This window comes from Roseibacterium elongatum DSM 19469 (assembly GCF_000590925.1).
Classification (GTDB): domain Bacteria; phylum Pseudomonadota; class Alphaproteobacteria; order Rhodobacterales; family Rhodobacteraceae; genus Roseibacterium; species Roseibacterium elongatum.
On sequence record NZ_CP004372.1, the window covers coordinates 815,283 to 833,756 of the forward strand.

Annotated in this window: 19 protein-coding genes and 1 pseudogene; 10 read left to right on the forward strand and 10 right to left on the reverse strand. The window is 66.4% G+C overall.

Annotated elements, in window-relative coordinates:
• Nucleotides 1–4: 4 nt before the first annotated feature.
• Entirely contained in the window at nucleotides 5–1,186 is a 1,182-nt protein-coding gene (locus ROSELON_RS03930; protein WP_025311131.1) for an aminotransferase class I/II-fold pyridoxal phosphate-dependent enzyme, read from the reverse strand.
• Between the two features lie 108 nt (nucleotides 1,187–1,294).
• The gene (locus ROSELON_RS03935) at nucleotides 1,295–2,620 is read right to left on the reverse strand and encodes an amidase (protein ID WP_407059672.1); all 1,326 of its coding nucleotides are present in this window, start codon (nucleotides 2,618–2,620) and stop codon (nucleotides 1,295–1,297) included.
• Between the two features lie 112 nt (nucleotides 2,621–2,732).
• Between ROSELON_RS03935 and ROSELON_RS03940 the strand changes: the two genes are divergently transcribed.
• Nucleotides 2,733–3,959: an FAD-dependent monooxygenase gene (locus ROSELON_RS03940; protein ID WP_025311133.1), complete on the forward strand. Its 1,227-nt coding sequence runs from the start codon at nucleotides 2,733–2,735 to the stop codon at nucleotides 3,957–3,959.
• Nucleotides 3,960–3,975: 16 nt separating this feature from the next.
• On the opposite strand, the gene ROSELON_RS03945 is transcribed toward ROSELON_RS03940, so the two are convergent.
• From ROSELON_RS03945 to ROSELON_RS03965, 5 genes and pseudogenes are all read right to left on the reverse strand, one after another.
• The gene (locus tag ROSELON_RS03945) at nucleotides 3,976–4,128 is read right to left on the reverse strand and encodes a Trm112 family protein (RefSeq protein ID WP_156945990.1); all 153 of its coding nucleotides are present in this window, start codon (nucleotides 4,126–4,128) and stop codon (nucleotides 3,976–3,978) included.
• A gap of 68 nt (nucleotides 4,129–4,196) precedes the next feature.
• Entirely contained in the window at nucleotides 4,197–4,841 is a 645-nt protein-coding gene (locus tag ROSELON_RS03950; protein ID WP_025311135.1) for an LON peptidase substrate-binding domain-containing protein, read from the reverse strand.
• 27 nt (nucleotides 4,842–4,868) lie between these two features.
• Entirely contained in the window at nucleotides 4,869–5,777 is a 909-nt protein-coding gene (trxA, locus tag ROSELON_RS03955) for a thioredoxin (RefSeq protein WP_025311136.1), read from the reverse strand.
• A gap of 66 nt (nucleotides 5,778–5,843) precedes the next feature.
• A pseudogene (locus ROSELON_RS03960) lies at nucleotides 5,844–6,633 on the reverse strand (exodeoxyribonuclease III).
• A 195-nt stretch (nucleotides 6,634–6,828) separates the two neighbouring features.
• The gene (locus tag ROSELON_RS03965; protein ID WP_025311137.1) at nucleotides 6,829–7,515 is read right to left on the reverse strand and encodes a response regulator transcription factor; all 687 of its coding nucleotides are present in this window, start codon (nucleotides 7,513–7,515) and stop codon (nucleotides 6,829–6,831) included.
• A gap of 165 nt (nucleotides 7,516–7,680) precedes the next feature.
• Here ROSELON_RS03965 and ribA point away from each other — a divergent pair, with 165 nt between their 5' ends.
• From ribA to ROSELON_RS03980, 3 genes are read left to right on the forward strand one after another with little or no spacing between them, the layout of a single operon-like run.
• Entirely contained in the window at nucleotides 7,681–8,772 is a 1,092-nt protein-coding gene (gene ribA / locus ROSELON_RS03970; protein ID WP_025311138.1) for a GTP cyclohydrolase II, read from the forward strand.
• A 55-nt stretch (nucleotides 8,773–8,827) separates the two neighbouring features.
• The gene (locus tag ROSELON_RS03975) at nucleotides 8,828–9,115 is read left to right on the forward strand and encodes a DUF1330 domain-containing protein (protein ID WP_025311139.1); all 288 of its coding nucleotides are present in this window, start codon (nucleotides 8,828–8,830) and stop codon (nucleotides 9,113–9,115) included.
• A 21-nt stretch (nucleotides 9,116–9,136) separates the two neighbouring features.
• A complete protein-coding gene (locus ROSELON_RS03980; protein ID WP_025311140.1) occupies nucleotides 9,137–9,646 on the forward strand; it encodes a L,D-transpeptidase family protein in 510 nt (169 codons plus the stop codon).
• A 24-nt stretch (nucleotides 9,647–9,670) separates the two neighbouring features.
• Here the strand turns inward: ROSELON_RS03980 and ROSELON_RS03985 are convergent, their stop codons facing one another.
• Both ROSELON_RS03985 and ROSELON_RS03990 read right to left on the reverse strand, forming a co-directional pair.
• On the reverse strand, nucleotides 9,671–10,324 hold the full coding sequence (locus ROSELON_RS03985) for a YggS family pyridoxal phosphate-dependent enzyme (RefSeq protein ID WP_025311141.1): 654 nt from the start codon (nucleotides 10,322–10,324) through the stop codon (nucleotides 9,671–9,673).
• Between the two features lie 115 nt (nucleotides 10,325–10,439).
• Nucleotides 10,440–11,375, reverse strand: a complete 936-nt coding sequence (locus ROSELON_RS03990) for a porin (RefSeq protein WP_025311142.1) — start codon at nucleotides 11,373–11,375, stop codon at nucleotides 10,440–10,442.
• Nucleotides 11,376–11,627: 252 nt separating this feature from the next.
• Here ROSELON_RS03990 and ROSELON_RS03995 point away from each other — a divergent pair, with 252 nt between their 5' ends.
• The 5 genes from ROSELON_RS03995 (at nucleotide 11,628) to ROSELON_RS04015 (ending at nucleotide 16,903) form a co-directional block, all read left to right on the forward strand.
• A complete protein-coding gene (locus ROSELON_RS03995; protein ID WP_038650153.1) occupies nucleotides 11,628–12,116 on the forward strand; it encodes a DUF3576 domain-containing protein in 489 nt (162 codons plus the stop codon).
• A 95-nt stretch (nucleotides 12,117–12,211) separates the two neighbouring features.
• Nucleotides 12,212–14,776, forward strand: coding sequence for a leucine--tRNA ligase (gene leuS, locus ROSELON_RS04000; protein ID WP_025311144.1), 2,565 nt, complete (start codon nucleotides 12,212–12,214; stop codon nucleotides 14,774–14,776).
• A complete protein-coding gene (gene lptE / locus ROSELON_RS04005) occupies nucleotides 14,763–15,254 on the forward strand; it encodes an LPS assembly lipoprotein LptE (RefSeq protein WP_025311145.1) in 492 nt (163 codons plus the stop codon). The genes leuS and lptE overlap by 14 nt, the downstream gene beginning before the upstream one ends.
• On the forward strand, nucleotides 15,251–16,282 hold the full coding sequence (gene holA, locus ROSELON_RS04010; RefSeq protein WP_025311146.1) for a DNA polymerase III subunit delta: 1,032 nt from the start codon (nucleotides 15,251–15,253) through the stop codon (nucleotides 16,280–16,282). The genes lptE and holA overlap by 4 nt, the downstream gene beginning before the upstream one ends.
• A 21-nt stretch (nucleotides 16,283–16,303) precedes the next feature.
• Nucleotides 16,304–16,903, forward strand: a complete 600-nt coding sequence (locus tag ROSELON_RS04015; protein WP_025311147.1) for a glutathione S-transferase family protein — start codon at nucleotides 16,304–16,306, stop codon at nucleotides 16,901–16,903.
• A 57-nt stretch (nucleotides 16,904–16,960) separates the two neighbouring features.
• Here ROSELON_RS04015 and ROSELON_RS04020 read toward each other — a convergent pair whose 3' ends face one another.
• Nucleotides 16,961–18,169 (reverse strand): TIGR03862 family flavoprotein, encoded by a 1,209-nt coding sequence (locus tag ROSELON_RS04020; protein ID WP_025311148.1) that lies wholly within the window; start codon nucleotides 18,167–18,169, stop codon nucleotides 16,961–16,963.
• Between ROSELON_RS04020 and ROSELON_RS04025 the strand changes: the two genes are divergently transcribed.
• Nucleotides 18,168–18,473 (forward strand): HNH endonuclease family protein, encoded by a 306-nt coding sequence (locus tag ROSELON_RS04025; RefSeq protein WP_025311149.1) that lies wholly within the window; start codon nucleotides 18,168–18,170, stop codon nucleotides 18,471–18,473. The two genes, ROSELON_RS04020 and ROSELON_RS04025, sit on opposite strands and share 2 nt — an antisense overlap.
• Nucleotide 18,474 lies beyond the last annotated feature (1 nt).

Here is an 18,474-nt window from a genome sequence, read left to right on the forward strand (position 1 = left end):
GTCCTCACTCGTACAGCGCCTTGCGCAGCCGGATCAGGCCGCGACGCATTTCTTCTTTTTCCGCGACCATCGCCACGCGGATGCGGTCGGCGCCGGGGGTCTGCCCATCGACCTCGCGCGCAAGGTAGTGGCCGGGCAGCACCCGCACGCCGGTCTCGCGCCACAGCCGCAGCGTCGCCGCCTCGGCATTGTCGACCGGCAACCACAGGAAGAACCCGGCCTCGGGCCCGCGATACCCCGGCACACCGTCCAGCACCGCGTCGGCGATGGCGTATTTTTCCTGGTAAAGGGCGCGGTTCGCCTCGACATGCGCCTCGTCGTTCCAGGCGCGCTCGGCCACGGCCTGCAACGGCAAGGGCAGCGGCGCACCGGCATAATTCCTGAGCTGCTTCAGCTGCGCGATGCTTTCCTCGCCACCGGCGGCAAAGCCCGAGCGCAGGCCGGGCATGTTCGACCGCTTCGACAGCGAATGAAAGATCACCACGCGCTCGGGGTCGGCACCGGTATCGCTTGCAACCTGCATCGCGCCCACGGGCGGCGTGTCGCGGTATATCTCGGAATAGCACTCGTCGGCGAAGATGCGGAAATCGTGCTTTTCGGCCAAGGCCAGCAGATCGGTCCAATAGGCCCGGTCGGCGACAGCACCCTGCGGGTTGGCGGGCGAGCAGATATAGGCCACGGCCATGCGGTCGAGAACATCGCCCGGCAGCGCCGCGAAGTCGGGCAGGTTCCCGGTGTCGTCGGTTGCGGGCACATAAACGGGCTGGGCCCCCACGGCGAGGGCCGCCACGGCATAAACCTGATAGAACGGGTTGGGCATGGCCACCACGGGCTGCGTGCCGCCCTTGGCCTCCGGGCACAGCGCCAGACAGGCGTTGAACAGCCCCTCGCGCGTGCCGTTCAACGGCAGGATCTGGCGGTCGGCGGCGACACTCACGCCATAGCGCCGCGCGATCCAGCGCGCGATGGCCCCTTGCAGCGCGGGCGTGCCATCGTTCGGCGGGTAGCGCCCGAACCCCTGCAAATTGTCGGCAAGCACGTTGCCCACCCAGTCGGGAAAGGCATGACGCGGCTCGCCAATGGTCATGGCAATCGGCGCGTCGCCCGGTTCATGGACGTCGAGAAGCTTCCGCAAACGCGGAAACGCGTAATCTGGCAGGTTCGAAAACCGCTCGGGAAACACCATGACTGCCTCGATGCTCCGGGATCATTGCGCCCCGGTTTTGTGGCAATCTACCTTGGGCCCGCCGCATCTGTCCAGAAAAAGGACCGATATCGCGGCGGGATGTGGCGTTCAGGCAAGGGCCGCCTCGGCCGCCGCCCCCAGGCGCAGCAGGCGTTCCTCGGCCATGGGCGGGCACAACAGCATCAGCCCGGTCGACGGCACCCCTGTCGGCAGCGACAGGCCACACAGGCCCATCAGGTTGCCCACACGGGTATTACGCAGCGTCAGGAGGTTCTCGGTCACGTAGTAGTCCGCATCGGTCATCAGGCGCTGCGTGTCGGGCGGCAGGTTCGGCACCGTTGGCAGGATCACCGCGTCATAGCCCGCCGTTTGCGCCAGCCAGCTGTCACGCAGGGCGTCCAGCCGTTGCCATGAAGCGACGAAATCGGGGCCCGACACCTCGGACCCGCCGCGAAAGCGTTCGAGGATCCGCGGGAACATCTTGTCCGGCGCGGCCTCGATCACGTCTTTCCACGTGCCATAGGCCTCGGGGGCGAACAACACGGCCGACAGGTCCATCGCCTCTTCGATACCGTCCACGCTGCCTGTCTCGATCCGGGCGCCGGCCCTGGCCATCCGCTCGACCGCTGCGGAAAAGCCCGCGCCGGGGGCCTCGCGCACATCGCGGCTGTAGGGCTCCAGCAGCAGAAACCGCCGCCCCGTCAGCGTGGCACCCCGCAGATCGGGCGCGCGCCCGCCCTCCATCACCGCCAGCAGATGCGCGCAATCCTCGACCGTGCGGGCCAGGGGGCCGACCGTGTCGAACCGCGCAGCCAAGGGCACGACGCCTTTCAGCGACAGCCGGCTGCTGGTGGTTTTCAGGCCGACGACATCGTTCCAGGCCGCCGGCACCCGCACCGACCCGCCCGTGTCCGAGCCGATGCCAGCCGCCGCCAAGCCGTAGCCAACCGAGGTCGCCGCCCCAGAGGAGGACCCCCCGGGGATCAGCGCGGGGTCGTTCACGTTGGGCGGCGTGCCCGCCTCGACGCTGCCGCGATAGGCCGGGTTTAGGCCCAGTCCGGAAAACGCCAGTTCGGACATGTGGGTTTTGCCAAGGCACACCAACCCCGCGCGCGTGGCCCGCGCCAGAACCTCGGCATCCGTGTCGGGCACCCGGCCTTGCAAAAGGGCCGAGCCTGCCTCTGTCGCCACGCCGGCGCTGTCGAACAGGTCCTTCCAGCTGATCGGAACCCCGTCCAGCAGCCCGCGCCGCACGCCGTTTTTCGCGCGCTCGCTGGCCGCCCTGGCCTCGGCCCGTGCGCGATCGGGCGTCAGGACAGTATAGATCCGATCGGTGTATGCGTGGCTGTCGCAGGCCCCCAGGAACGCCTCGGTCAGGTCCACGGGATCGATCCGCCCCGCGCCGATCGCGCGCCCTAGGTCACCCGCGCTCATCCCTCGCCAATCGTCCATATCCGCCCCCTTCGTCCACGCCAAACTGTCGCGGGCGACGCTAGCGACCGCACGCGGCATGGACAATCCCCGGCACCGCGCCATAGTCAGGCGCATGACCCATGACGCAGATGTTCTTATCGTCGGCGGCGGGCTGAACGGCCCGGCCCTTGCCCTGTCGCTTGCCAGTGCCGGGATCACCTCGGTCGTGATCGATGCCCTGCCCGCCGAGACGCGCGAAAGCGACACGTTTGACGGGCGCTCTTATGCGCTGGCTCTGGCCTCGGTGCGGATGCTGGGCGCGCTTGGCCTGTGGGACGGGTTGGAGGACAACGCCCAACCGATCCTCGAGATCAAGGCCAGCGACGGGCGCGCGGGCGAAGGGCCCTCGCCCTTTTTCCTGCATTTCGACCATGCCGAGATCGAGGAAGGCCCCATGGGCCACATGATCGAGGATCGTTACCTGCGCCGCGCCCTGCTGGACGCGATGGAGGCCAGCGAGCACATCACCCACATGCCGGGCACGACCGCGACTGCGCAGGATGTGCAGGACGGGGCCGCGCGGCTGACACTGGCCGATGGCCGGGTCCTGACCGGGCAGATCATCGTCGGCGCGGACGGGCGGCGCAGCGGCACCGCCGAGCGCGCGGGCATTTCCCGCAGCGGCTGGGATTACGGCCAGACAGCGCTGGTCTGCGCCATCGCGCACGAACTGCCGCATCACGGCGTCGCGCATCAGTTCTTCATGCCCGCCGGGCCGCTGGCCATTCTGCCGCTGCCGGGCAACCGGTCTTCGATCGTCTGGTCGGAAACCCACGCCCGCGCGGCCGAGATCCAGGCGCTGGATGACGCGGCCTATCTCGAGGTGCTGCGCCCGCGCTTTGGCGATTTCCGGGGCGAGATCCAATTGGCCGGCACGCGCTTTACCTATCCGCTGAACCTGACCATCGCGAATGCCTTCGTGGCCGAGCGCTTGGCGCTGATCGGCGATGCCGCGCACGGGGTCCACCCCATCGCAGGACAGGGCCTGAACCTCGGGCTGCGCGACGTCGGCGCTCTGGCCGAGGTGCTGACCGACGCCAAGCGGCGGGGCGAGGATTTCGCCCGCCTCGACGTGCTGGAACGCTACCAGACATGGCGGCGGTTCGACACCGCGACGCTGGCCGTGGCGACGGATGCGTTCAACAAGCTGTTCTCGAACGACAACCCGATCCTGCGCACCGTCCGGGATCTGGGCATGGGCGCGGTGCAGGCCATGCCGGGCCTGCGGCGGCGCTTCATACGCGAGGCGGCGGGCCTGACGGGCGATGTACCACGCCTGTTGCAGGGCCGCCCGCTCTGAGGGCGCGCGCGCAGGCTCAGTCGAGCTTGCGCGCCTCGTCTTCCAGCATGATGGGGATGCCCCCGCGGATCGGGTAAGCCAGATGCGCCGCCTTGGATATCAGTTCCTGGCGCTCGGCATCATAGCTGAGTGTCGCGTGGGTCATCGGGCAGACCAGCGCCTCGAGCATGCGCCGGTCGATCGGGCCGGTTTCCGTTTCGGGCGGCGTCGCGTCGGGGTCCGTGCGCCCGCTTTCGCTCATTGCATGGTTTCCTCGTCCGCGCCGCCGCGCAGGGCGAACTCGATCAGCGTGACCAGCGTTTCGCGCCGGGTGGACAGCGACGGCGCCTCCAGCAGGGCCTGCCTTTCCTCGGGGTCGAAGGGGCACAGCATCGACAGCGAGTTGATCAGCAACTCGTCATCCGCCTCTTTGAGGCTGTCCCAGTCGGTCGAGAGCGACATGGCATCGAAATAGCGCCCCAGCAGGTCGAGGAACGTCTCGCGCCGGAACCCGGCGTCATGCTCGGTCGGGCCAAGGTCGCTTTCAAACCCGTCCCATGACACGTCACACCGGCGATACGGGGTGAAGCCCTGCACCTCTTCGCGCACGCGGAACCGCGACATGCCCGCCAGCGTGATCATGTAGCGGCCATCCTCGGTTTCCGAGAACTGCGTCACCCGGCCTGCACAACCGATGGCGTGCAGGCGGTTCTGGTCGCCGCCCGGCACCTCGCGCGGCTGCACCATGCCGATCAGCCGATGCGGCGTTTTCAGCGTGTCGTCCAGCATCGCCAGGTAGCGGGGTTCGAAGATGTGCAAAGGCAGGCGGGCGCGCGGCAATAGCAGCGCACCCGGCAGCGGAAAGACCGGGATGGTCCGGGGCAGATCGGCGGGTTTCATCATGTCACGCCACCTAGCCTGACAGCGGCCTCAGGCAAATATCATCGAGCTCAGTTTGCGGCGACCGTTCAGGGCAATCGGGTCCTGCGGCTTGAGCGCGTCGAAGATGGTGAAAAGCTGCGTCTTGGCGGCGCCGTCGTTCCACTCGCGATCGCGCCGGAACAGTTCCAGCAACTGATCGACAGCAGCCTCGACCTCGCCTGCGGCGTGCAGCGCGTTGGCATAATCGAACCGCGCCTGATGGTCGGCCGGGTCGGCCTCGACCGCGGCGGCCAGATCGGTCAGGGGGCCGGCATTTTCCGCCTGACGGGCCAGGTCCAGTTGCGCGCGCGCGGCCTCGATCTCGGCCGCGGTGGCGATCTCGGGCGGGGCGGTGTTCAACAGCGCCTCGGCCTGATCCAGCTGCCCCATGGCGATATGCGCGCGGGCCAGACCGCCCATCGCGGCGGCATTGGCCGGGTCCTCGCCCAGAATGGCGGCAAAGGTCTGTGCGGCATCGGCCACGGCCCCCTGGCCCAGCATCTCCTCGGCGGCCTCGATCGCCTCGGACAGGCCGCCATCCCCGGCCATGCCCGCCAGTTTGGTCACGAACTCGGTAATCTGGCTTTGCGGCACCGCGCCCTGGAACCCGTCCACGGGCTGGCCCTGGAAAAAGGCATAGACGGTCGGGATCGATTGCACCCGCAACTGCCCCGCAACGGCCTGGTTCTCGTCGACGTTCACCTTGACCATGCGCACTTTGCCGCCCGCCGCCTGCACCGCGGCCTCAAGCTGGGGGCCAAGCGTCTTGCACGGGCCACACCAGGGCGCCCAGAAATCGACGATCACCGGCACCTCTTGCGAGGCTTCGATCACATCGACCATGAAGGTCTGATCCGTGGCATCCTTGATCAGGTCACCGGCGGGGGCTTGCGGGTTGGATTGCCCAAGCTCGATCATCGCTTGTCTCCGTCAAATAAGCGTTTGCGTTTATATGCGTGCACAGGCTGCGCACGCCAAGGGGGGTCAAAGGTCGAAACTGGCAAAGACCGGGGCGTGATCGCTGGGTTTCTCCCACCCGCGCGCGGCGCGCAACACGCGGCTGGAGTGCCCGGCATTCGCGATATCGGGCGTGGCCCATACATGATCGAGGCGGCGGCCCTTGTCTGCGGCGTCCCAGTCGCGGGCGCGATAGGACCACCAGCTATACAGCAGCCCGTCGGGGATGTCCTTGCGCGTGATATCCACCCAATTCGCAGCCTCCTGCACCTCGGCCATGTGCGCGACCTCGATCGGGGTATGGCTGACGACCTTGAGCAACTGCTTGTGCGACCACACGTCATCCTCGCGCGGGGCGATGTTCAGATCGCCCACGAGGATCGCCTTTTCGGGGCGGTCCGCGCCGAACCAGTCGCGCATCTCGGTCAGGAAATCCAGCTTGTGGCCGAATTTCTCGTTCACGTCGCGGTCGGCCACATCACCGCCCGCGGGCACGTAGAAATTGTGGATCGCCACGCCATTCTCCAGCCGCGCCGCCACGTGGCGCGCATCGCCCTTGGCGACGAAATCGCGGTGGCCCACATCCTCGAGCGGCAGGCGCGACAGGATCGCCACGCCGTTATAGCCCTTTTGCCCCCGCCGCAACCATGTGGGTGTAGCCCTGTGCGGCGAACACCTCGACCGGGATCTTGTCCACCGGGCTCTTGCATTCCTGCAGGCACAGCACGTCCGGCCCTTCCTCGCGCAGCAGCTTGCACACTAGATCGGCGCGCAACCGGACAGAATTGATGTTCCACGTGGCAAGGGTGAAGGGCATGCGGCGCGCTCCGGCTGGTCTGGATCAGGGCGCGACCCTATCCGCGCGGCGGGTGATCCTCAACACGGGGTGTCCGCAAAAAAGAAGGCCCGAACGCGCGGTCCGGGCCAAGTCCAACAGGGAGGTAATACATATGTCATATCCGGCAACCCAGGGTTGCACTTTGACATACATCAAACCCATAAGGCGAGCACGTCAGGCCACGAGGCGATAGCCGCCGGACTCGGTCACCAACAGCCGCGCGTTCGAGGGATCGGGCTCGATCTTCTGGCGCAGGCGGTAGATATGGGTCTCCAGCGTGTGGGTCGTGACGCCCGCATTATAGCCCCATACCTCGTGCAGCAGCACATCGCGCGCCACCACGCCCGATTGCGCGCGGTACAGGAACTTGAGGATATTGGTCTCCTTCTCGGTCAGGCGGACCTTGCGGTTATCCTCGGTCTCGAGCAGCTTCATCGCCGGCTTGAACGTATAGGGCCCCAGCTGGAACACGGCGTCTTCCGACTGCTCATGCTGCCGCAACTGTGCGCGGATACGGGCCAGCAACACCGGAAAGCGGAACGGCTTGGTCACATAGTCGTTGGCCCCGGCATCCAGACCCAGGATCGTGTCGGCATCGCTGTCATGGCCGGTCAGCATCAGGATCGGGCATTTCACCCCCTGTTTGCGCATCAGGCGGCACAGTTCGCGCCCGTCGGTATCGGGCAGGCCGACATCGAGAATCACGAGGTCATAGATCCCCTCGCGGGCCTTCTCCATCGCCGAACTGCCCGAGTCGGCCTCGAACACGTCGAAATCCTCGGTCATGACCAGTTGTTCGGACAAGGCCTCGCGCAGGTCGTCATCATCATCGACCAGCAGGATCTTTCGCAACGTGGCCATGGCGGCCCCTCCCGTTTTCATGTTTCCCTGCCGATCAGATGCGGGGCCCTCACGCCCAAGGCAAGCAACCGCAATCTTTTCTCACGCAGCCGTGTCACGATGCGGGGGAATGTTTCAAATCCTGTCAGGCCGCGCTACAGGAGAGCGCAGGCAAAAGGCGCACGAATGATCCTCCTTCCAACACCGGCAGAACTGATGGCACGCGCACGCTCGGACCTGCGTGTGGGGCTGCCCGTCGTGTTGGGTGACGGGGCCGAAGGGGTGCTTGTCCTGGCCGCCGAAACCGCGCGGGCCGACCGGCTGGCCGCCCTGCGCGCCCTGCCCGGCCCGGTCACCGTAGCCATCACCGAACGGCGCGCCGAAACGCTCAAGGCCCGCGCCTATGACGGCGACCTTGCCCGCGTTGTGATGCCGCCCGACGCCGATGCCGGGTGGCTGCGCGATCTTGCCGATCCGGCCCGCGACCTGATCGCGCCGATGAAAGGGCCGCTGCTCACCGCGCGCGATGGCAGCGCCGGGTTGCACCGGCTGGCCCTGCTGCTGGCGAAATCCGCGCATCTGCTGCCGGCCATGGTCTGCACCCCCCTGCCCGACCCGGCGCAATTCGCGTCCGACCATCTGTTGACCCTGTTGCGGCCCGAAACCGCGGCCGAGGATCTGGCCCAGCATCACCCGCTTTTGCCGGTGGCCGCCGCCCGCCTGCCGATCGAGGCCAGCGAGGCCGGGCGCCTGCACATCTTTCGGCCCGACAATGGCGGGATCGAGCATTACGCCATCGAGATCGGCCAACCCGACCGCGACGCGCCGGTGCTGGCGCGGCTGCATTCGGCCTGTTTCACCGGCGACGTGCTGGGTAGCCTCAAATGCGATTGCGGCCCGCAGCTGCGCACCGCTCTGGCCGACATGGGTCGCGCCGGGGCGGGCGTGCTGCTCTACCTCAACCAGGAGGGGCGGGGCATCGGCCTGACCAACAAGATGCGCGCCTATTCCCTGCAGGATCAGGGTTTCGACACGGTCGAGGCCAACCACCGCCTCGGCTTCGAGGATGACGAGCGTGATTTCCGCATCGGCGCCGACATCCTGCGGCGCATGGGCTTTGGCGCGGTGCGGCTGATGACGAACAACCCCCGCAAGGTCACGATGATGGAGGGCGAGGGCATCACCGTCACCGAGCGTGTGCCGCTGGTCACCGGCACGAATCGTCACAACGCCCACTACCTTGAAACCAAGGCGCGCAAATCGGGGCATCTTCTTTAGGTGTCATTGGGGGGCCTGTGATACGGTCATGTCAGGCAACACGGAGGACCGGCCCATGCCAAAAGGCTATATCGTGGCGAACATTCGAACCGATGACATGGACGGAATGAAACGATTTGCCGACGCCTCGGCCCCTGTCATCGCGGAATATGGCGGTCGGATCCTTGCCCGCGACCCGGCACCGGACAACCGCGAAGGGGCTGTGACCGGGATCTCTGTTCATGTCGAATTCGACGATGTCGAAACGGCGCAACGCTTCTACGAGTCCGCAGGCTACACGTCGGCGAAGGCGATCCGCGAAGCCATCGCCGATACGGATCTTCGGATCGTTTCAGGCGTCTGAGCCCAGAACGGAATCCCGCTCGTGACACCAACCGACATGGTTCTGACCCCGATGGGGCTGCGTTTCATGGGGCGGGTCTTTCCCTGCACCATCGGGCGCGGCGGCGTGCGCGCGGACAAGCGCGAGGGGGACGGCGCCACGCCGAACGGGACGCATCGGCTGGTGGGCTGTCTCTATCGGCCCGACCGCATGGCGCGGCCCTGCGACTGGGCGCTGCCGATCGGGCCGCGCGACCTGTGGTCCGACGATCCGCAGGACGCGGACTACAACCTGATGGTCCGCGCCCCCCACCCCTACAGTCACGAGGCGCTGCGCCGCGCCGATCCGCTGTATGATCTGGTGCTGCTGACCGACTGGAACTGGCCCCGGGCCGAGCGGGGGCGTGGATCGGCGATCTTCCTCCACCGCTGGCGCGCGGCCGGCCGACCGACCGAGGGGTGTATCGGTCTCGACCCCATGCATTTGCGGTGGATCGTTCCAAGAATCCGGTATCGGACGCGGCTGATCGTTCCCGACAGCCTGGCCGCATAGGGCAGCGGCGGGACGAGTCCCGCCCTACGCGTAGACCCGATCGCCGAAAATGGCCGAACCGACACGAACATGAGTCGCGCCGAATTTCACGGCTTTTTCGAAATCCGATGACATGCCCATCGACAACCCGTCCAGCCCGTTGCGCTCGGCGATCTTGGCCAGCAGCGCGAAATGCAGGCTGGCCTCTTCCTCGACCGGGGGGATGCACATCACCCCCGTCACCGGCAGGTCCAATTCCCGCGCCTGGGCGATGAAGGCGTCGGCCTCGGCGGGCAGGCAACCGGCTTTCTGCGGCTCTTCGCCCGTGTTCACCTGGATGAACAGGTCGGGGCAGGCGCCACGCTCCTGCGCGAGGCGGGCCAGCGTGGTCGCCAGCTTGGGCCGGTCCAGCGTGTGGATGGCGTCGAACATCTCAACCGCCTGCCGCGCCTTGTTGGTCTGCAGCGGGCCGATCAGGTGCAGTTCGATCCCGTCATAGCGCGCCTGAAAGGCGGGCCAGCGGCCCTGTGCCTCCTGTACGCGATTCTCGCCGAAAATGCGGTGACCCTCGGTCAACACGGCCTCCACCCGTTCGGGCGGTTGCACCTTGCTGACGGCGATCAGCGTGACGGAACCGGGCGCGCGGCCGGCCTCGGCCACGGCGGCATCTAGGCGGGTCTGGATATCGTGCAAAGCCATGGGCGCTATAGGCCAGAACACGACCCGCGCTGCAAGTGGCGCGGCACGGCGGCCGGCCAAAAGAAAAAGAGCGGGCGCAAGGCCCGCTCTTTCCCAATCGAATGATCCGGGTGGATCAGAACGACATGCGGACACCCAGCGACCAAGCGTCGCCGTCGTTGCCGGTGCCGGCGCCGGCACCGCCAACGTCGCCATTTGCATAGGCCGCACGGATTTCCGCGCCACCGCCCAGGTCGTACGTGGCCGCGATGCCGAAGCCGTCGTTCTCGTCGCCAGAGCCATCTTCTTCGTAGATGCCGTAGTTCACACCGATCGAGATGGCGTCGAACGTGTAGCCGGCCGAGATGCCCATGAAGGTCTCGTCCACGCCACCGTTGTTCGAGTCACCTTCCTGGTACATGATGCCACCGGTGAAGCCACCGTCCAGCGTGACGCCTGCGGTGAAACCGATCAGTTCGGCGTTGGTGCCGGTGTCTTCCTGGTAGGCCAGAGCAACGTCAGCCGAACCGCCCGAGAAGTCGAACGTGTAGCTTGCACCCAGTGCCCAGATGTAGTCGTCATCGCCGTTTTCCAGCTCCAACGAACCGGCAACACGGAAGCCCGAGATCGAGTACTCGTAGCGCATGATCTCGCCACCGTAGTCACCGTCGAGGCCGGCGCCATTGTTGTAGCCGGCGTGCAGCGTCTCGGAGTCGTCGATCGAGCCGGGGTTGCCGTAGTTCTCGGTCAGGACACGGTCATAGGCGCCATCGGTGTCGCCCATGTAGATGCCGCCGAAGTCGCCCGTCAGGAAGACTTCCACGCCGTCGCTGCCGTCGCCGTTGATGTTGTCGGCTTCGTCCAGGTCGACTTTCGCGCCGAACTGCAGGCCGCCATCGGTTTCACCGGACATGGTGAAGAAGACGTCGACGCTCGTCCAGAATTCGGTTTCGTCACCGTAGCGGTCGCCACCAACGATGCCCATTTCGGCCTCACCGGTGATTGCCACGTCAGCTGCTGCCACGCCAGCGGTCGCGACGAGCGCGGTCGTAGCGAAGAGAACCTTTTTCATGTTGTTTCCCTCGTATTCACTTGAAAGGTGCACCCCAAGACGGGTTTCCGAATTGAGTATGCCCTTCTGTCGCCCGACACCCCCCTGATTGCAAGAAAGCGCCCCGCCTGCCCGCCATCTTGTCGGACTCGTGGTGCAGACATGCCACACCTCGGCGAACGCGGCTGTCGGGCTTGGCCCTTGCCGGGAAAGGGGCGCTTCTGTAGCAAGGGGCGCAATCATTGTTGCAACAGACTTGTAAGGCGATCCGCGATGACACTGCCGCTGCGTCCTTTGGGAAAGATGGCCACCATTATGGGCCTTGCCCTGCTTGTGTCCGGCTGTGCCGGCGCCGGCGCGGATCGCGAGCGACAGAATGAAAGCCTCGCCGCGGATGGCCTGATCGTGGACGACAGCCGTGAAACGCTTTGGGATCTTTTCGGCGGCGGCGACGACCCGAACACCTCGGTCGAGGTGAACCGCTATCTCTGGCAGGCGTCGCTGGAGATTCTCGATTTCATGCCGATCGAGGCGGCCGACCCCTTCACGGGAATCATCGCCTATGGCTATGGCACGCCGCCCGGCGGCGGCACCGCCTATCGCGCGACCGTCTACATCACCGATCCCGCGCTCGAGGCGCGCAGCCTGCGTATCGCCCTGCAAACGCGCGGCGGCCCGGTCAGCCGCGAAACCGCGCGCCAGATCGAAGACGCGATTCTCACCCGCGCGCGGCAGATTCGCATCCGCGACGGCGGCCTCTGAGGTCTTGCGCCTCTGGACCGCGGGGGAATCGCCGCATAAACACGCGCCGGGCCTGATCGCCCGGCGTTTTTCGTTTTTCCCGACTGGAGACCGCAATGTCCCGCTACGACCCCGCGACGCTGGAACCCAAATGGCAGAAAGCCTGGGACGAGGCCGGGACGTTCCTCGCCCAGCGCTCGGGCGACAAGCCCAAGTATTACGTGCTGGAAATGTTCCCCTACCCGTCGGGCCGCATCCATATCGGGCATGTGCGCAACTACACGATGGGCGACGTGATCGCGCGCTACAAGATCAGCACCGGCCATAACGTGCTGCACCCGATGGGCTGGGACGCGTTCGGCATGCCCGCCGAGAATGCCGCGATGGACAATGGCGGCCACCCCGCCGACTGGACCTATCAGAACATCGACACGATGCGCGGCCAGATGAAGCCCCTGGGCCTCAGCATCGACTGGAGCCGCGAGTTCGCCACCTGCGACCCCGAGTATTACGGCCAGCAGCAGGCGCTGTTCATCGATTTCCTCAAGGCCGGGCTGATCGACCGCAAGAACGCCACCGTGAACTGGGACCCCGTCGACATGACCGTTCTGGCCAACGAACAGGTGATCGACGGCAAGGGCTGGCGCTCGGGGGCCGAGGTCGAGCGCCGCGAGTTGACGCAGTGGTTCTTCAAGATCAGCGATTTTTCCGAGGAATTGCTCGAGGCGCTCGACGGCCTCGATGACTGGCCCGCCAAGGTCAAACTGATGCAGGCCAACTGGATCGGGCGTTCGCGCGGTCTGGAATTCGCCTTCGGCCTGACCGAGCCGACCCAGGGCCATGACCGGATCGAGGTCTACACGACCCGCCCCGACACGCTGCTTGGGGCGTCCTTCATCGGCATCTCGCCCGACCACCCCATCGCCAAGGAGCTTGAAGCCCATGACCCCAAGGTCGCGGCCTTCTGCGCCGAGGCGCGGCGCGGCGGCACCACCGAGGAAGCGCTTGAAAAGGCCGAAAAGCTGGGCTTCGACACCGGCCTGACATGCCGCCACCCGTTCGACACCTCGTGGGAATTGCCGGTCTATATCGCCAATTTCATCCTGATGGATTACGGCACCGGCGCGATTTTCGGCTGCCCGGCGCATGACCAGCGCGACCTCGATTTCGCGCGGAAATACGGGCTGCCCGTCACCTCGACCTTCGTGCCGCTCGCGGGCGATCACACCTTGCCCGAGGACGGGGGCGAGGCCTTCGTGCCGCCCAAATCCGACAAGGTGCGCTGGACCCTGCCCTTCAACTGGGACGAGGACGCCACGGGCGAGGCCGCCATCGACGCCGCCATCGCATTCTGCGAATCGAAGGGCGTCGGCCATGGCGTGACCAAGTTTCGCCTGCGCGACTGGGGCCTGTCGCGTCAACGCTACTGGGGCTGCCCGATTCCCGTCGTGCATTGCGAGACCTGCGGCGTGGTCCCCGAGAAAAAAGAAAACCTGCCCGTCGAACTGCCCCGCGATGTCGACCTGTCGATTCCCGGCAACCCGCTCGACCGCCACCCGACTTGGCGCGACTGCGCCTGCCCCTCCTGCGGCGCGCCGGCCAAGCGCGAAACCGACACGATGGACACGTTTGTCGATTCGTCGTGGTACTTCGCCCGTTTCACAGCGCCCCACGCCGCCACGCCCACTGATATGGCCGAGGCCGAGTACTGGATGAATGTCGACCAGTATATCGGCGGCATCGAACATGCGATTCTCCACCTGCTCTACTCGCGCTTCTTCGCCCGGGCGATGCACATCACCGGCCACCTGCCCGAAAAATCCAAGGAACCGTTCAACGCGCTCTTCACCCAAGGCATGGTGACCCACGCGATCTACCAGACCCGCGATGAAAACGGCCGCCCCGTCTACCACTTCCCCGAGGATGTGGAATTGCGCGATGGCAAGGCGGTGCTATCAGATGGCACCGAAGTCGAAATCATCCCCTCGGCCAAGATGTCGAAATCGAAAAAGAACGTCGTCGATCCGGTCGCCATCATCTCGCAATACGGGGCCGACACGGCGCGCTGGTTCGTGCTGTCCGATTCGCCCCCGGAACGGGACGTGGAATGGACGGCCAGCGGGGCCGAAGCCGCAAACAAGCACCTGTCGCGCGTCTGGCGGCTTGCCAGCGAGATCGCGGGCGATACCACGCCCGCCGGGGCCGAGGACGAGGCGCTGCTGCGCGAGATGCACAAGACCATCCAGGATGTGACGAACGGCGTCGAATCCTTCGGCTTCAACGCGGCCATCGCAAAACTCTACGCCTTCACCAACACGCTGGCCAAATCCGGGGCCGGGGCCGAGGCACGCAAGACCGCAGCGAAAACGCTCGCGCAACTCATGTCGCCGATGACCCCGCACCTGTCCGAGGAAATCTGGGCCATGCTGGGCGGTGCGGGCCTGATCGCCAACGCCCCATGGCCCGTCGCGGATGAGGCGATGCTGGTCGAGGATACCGTCACCCTGCCGATCCAGATCAACGGCAAGCGGCGTTCGGAAATCACCGTCGCCAAGGATCTGGCCAAGGAAGAGGTTGAAAAGATCGCCCTTGCAGACGACGCTGTGCAAAAGGCCCTGAATGGCGGGGCCCCGAAAAAGGTGATCGTCGTGCCGGGTCGGATCGTCAATGTCGTCGTGTGATCGTCGCAGCCTGCTGGCCCTTTTGGGTGTGCTGCCGCTGGCGGCCTGCGGGTTCACGCCCGTCTATGGCCCCGGCGGTCCGGGGCTGGAAATCCGCGATCGCCTGTCGCTGGCCACGCCCGAAACCCGGCTGGAGTTCGAGTTGGTCTCGCAACTCGAGGATCGTCTGGGCCGCGTCGCCACAGCGCCCTATGCCCTGAGCTACGAGATCGAAACCTCGACCAGCGATCTGGCGATTTCGGACACCGAGGATATCAACCGGGTCAATATCTATGGCACGGTCAGCTATAGCGTGACCGATACCGCGACCGGCGTTCAGGTGCAGACGGGCGAGGTGTCGACCTTTACCGCCTATGCGACCTCCGCCTCGCCGGTCTCGACCTCGGCGGCGGAACGCGATGCCGAAACCCGCCTGATGATCGCCTTGGCCGACCAGATCGTCTCGCGCCTGATCTCGGGCGCCGGCGCCTGGTCATGAAGCTCGGCGCGCGCGACGCGACGGCCTATTTCAAACGCCCCGACACCTCGGCCGCGGGCTGCCTGATCTACGGCGACGATCCCGTGCGCGTCGGCCAGAAGCGGCAAGAGGTTCTGGCCAACCTGCTCGGCCCCACTGCCGAAGAGGAAATGCGCCTTGCCCGCATCGCCGCCGCCGATCTGCGCTCGGATCACGCCGCATTGCTCGATGCCGTCAAGGCCGTGGGGTTTTTCCCCGGTCCCCGCGCCGTGCTGGTCGAGGGCGCGACCGACGGGCTTGCCCCGGTCTTCAAGGATGCGCTGACCGATTGGGCGCCGGGCGATGCCCAGATCATCGCCACCGCCGCGCGCCTGACCGCCAAATCGGCGCTGCGCAAGCTGTTCGAAGGCGCGAAAACCGCCTATTGCGCCGCGATCTACGACGACCCTCCCGGCCGTGCCGAGATCGAGGAGATGCTGCGCGCATCCGGCGTCGGGCAGGTCGACCGCGAGGCCGCGAATGATCTCGACGCATTGGCCCGCAGCCTTGCCCCAGGCGATTTCCGGCAGATGATCGACAAGTTGGGCCTCTACAAACTGGGCGACGATGCGCCCGTCACCCCCGCCGATCTCGAGGCCGTGGCCCCCCTCTCGCGCGAGGCCGAGCTTGACGACATCCTGCACGCCGCGGCCGAGGCCGATTCCGGCGCCATCGGCCCGATCCTGCAACGCCTCAATGCACAGGGCGTCGCGCCGGTCACGCTCTGCATTTCGGCCTTGCGGCATTTCAAGACGCTCCATGCCGCCGCCTGCCACCCCAAGGGCACCGCCGCCGGGCTGGCCGCGCAGCGCCCGCCGGTGTTCGGCCCGCGCCGCGACCGCCTGATGCGGCAGTTGGGTCGCTGGAGCCGCCCGCAACTGGAACAGGCGCTGTCGCTCCTGGTGGACACCGATCTGACCTTGCGCTCCTCCACCGCCGCGCCTCAGATGGCGGTGATGGAACGCGCGCTGATCCGGCTGGCCATGCTGCCCAACCGCCGCGGGCGCTAAACGACAAAACGGGAGGGGACCATGTCCGACGACTACAAGGTGATCGGCAGCGTCAAGAGCCGCGCGTTGCGCGTGCTCTGGCTGCTCGAGGAAATGGGCCTGCCTTACGAGCATGTCCCCGCCGCCCCCCGCTCGGACGAGGTCACGCGCTTCAGCCCCGCAGGCAAGATCCCCGTCCTGATCGCCGAAGGCGTCCCGATCACCGATTCGGTGGCGATCATGACCTATCTCGCCGACAAGCACGGGCAGTTCACCCACCCCGCCGGCACCATCGAACGCGCAAGGCAGGATAGTCTGACCCACGCCATCAATGACGAGTTCGATGCCGTCCTCTGGACCGCCGCGCGCCACAGCTTCATCCTGCCCGAGGACAAGCGCACCCCTGAGGTGAAGGACTCGCTCAAATGGGAATTCGAACGCTCGCAAGAGGGATTCACCCATCGCATGGCCGAGGATGGGCCCTTCCTGATGGGTGAAACGATGACTCTCCCCGACATTCTGCTTGCCCATTGCATGGGCTGGGCCGTCAGCGCGAAATTCCCGGTCTCCGATCCGCGCATCCGGGCGCACGCCGCGATGATGCGCGACCGCCCCGCCTTCAAACGCGCGCTCGAAGCCTAGCATCTCGCGTATGTACAGGGTGTGTACAGGCTGTGTACGGGGTGTGGCCTGCGGCGTTCAGCCGTGCCAGCGCGCCGCGTGCAGCCCCGCCCAGCGCCCCGTTGCCAGGCAGCCGGTGATCAGGTAGCCGCCGGTCGGGGCCTCCCAATCCAGCATCTCGCCGGCCACGAACACCCCCGGCATGGCGCGCATCATCAGCGTGTCGTCCACATCCGTTTCGCGGATGCCACCGGCCGTCGAAATCGCCTCGTCGATCGGGCGCGGCCCTTGGTGCCGGACGGGCAAATGCTTGATAAGTCGTGCCAATTCCTGCTCCTGCGGAAGGGGGCGGCCCCATTCCTGCAACAGCGCGCGCTTGACCGGGTCAAGGCCCAGTGCCTTGCCAAGGTATCGCGACAAGGTCTGTTTCCTCGGCTTTTTCGCAAGGCGCGCGGCGACCTCGCCCTTGCTCAGGTCAGGCGTCAGGTCAAAGGCGAATTCCGCCCCGTCCCGCACCGCAGCGGATACGGCATAGACCCCGCCCCCCTCGATCCCGCGGGCCGAGATCACCGCCTCGCCTCGCACCGATTTTTCGCCTGTAATCAGACGGATAGCCTTCACCGGCGCGCCGAAATGCGGGCGCATATGATCCGACCATTCCACCACGAACCCCATGTTCGCGGGCTTGAACGGCGCGATCTCGATCCCCCGTTCGGCCATCCAATCGGCCCAGGCCCCGTCCGACCCCAACCGCCGCCATGATGCCCCGCCCAACGCCAGAACGACCACCCGCGGCGCCAGGAAACATGGCCCCTCCGGCGTCTCGAACCGCCACGCGTCGCCCAGCCATCCAGTCCAGCGCCAGCCCAGGCGCAAGGTCGCCGGAATACGCCCCAGCCACGCCCGCAACAGCGGGGAGGCCTTCATTGCCTCGGGAAAGACCCGCCCGGACGATCCCGTGAACAGGGGCTGGCCCAACCCCTCGGCCCAAGTTTTCACCGCCTCCGGCCCCATCTCCTCCAGCATCGGCCGCAGCCAGTCCGCCGCATCGCCATAGGCCGCAACAAAGGCGTCGACCGGCGCGTCCTTGGTCAGGTTCAGGCCCGATTTCCCGGCCATCAGGAATTTGCGGCCGGCGCTCGGCTTGGCCTCGGCCAGCACCACGTCACGCCCGGCGCGGGCCAGTTCCTCGGCTGCCATCAGCCCGGCAGGTCCGGCCCCGATGACCAGCGCGTCGAGGGCTACGACCTTGCCCTCGGGCCTATCCGTGCCATCCTCAGCTGTCATGGACGACACCCCGATCTGCCCCCTGTGCCAGCGCCCCATTCCGCCCGAGGCCAAGCAAAGCCTGCACCACCTGATCCCGCGTCTGCGCGGCGGCAAGGGCGGGCCGACCGTCCTGCTGCACCAGATCTGCCATAACGAGATCCACGCCACCCTGTCCGAGGCCGAATTGGCCAGGAATTACAATACGATCGAGGCGTTGCAGGCCCACCCCCGCCTTGCGAGATTCATTGGCTGGGTGGCCAGACGCCCGCCCGATTTCCATTCCAAGACCCCCGGCGCGCGGCGCGGATGGAAACGTCGATAGG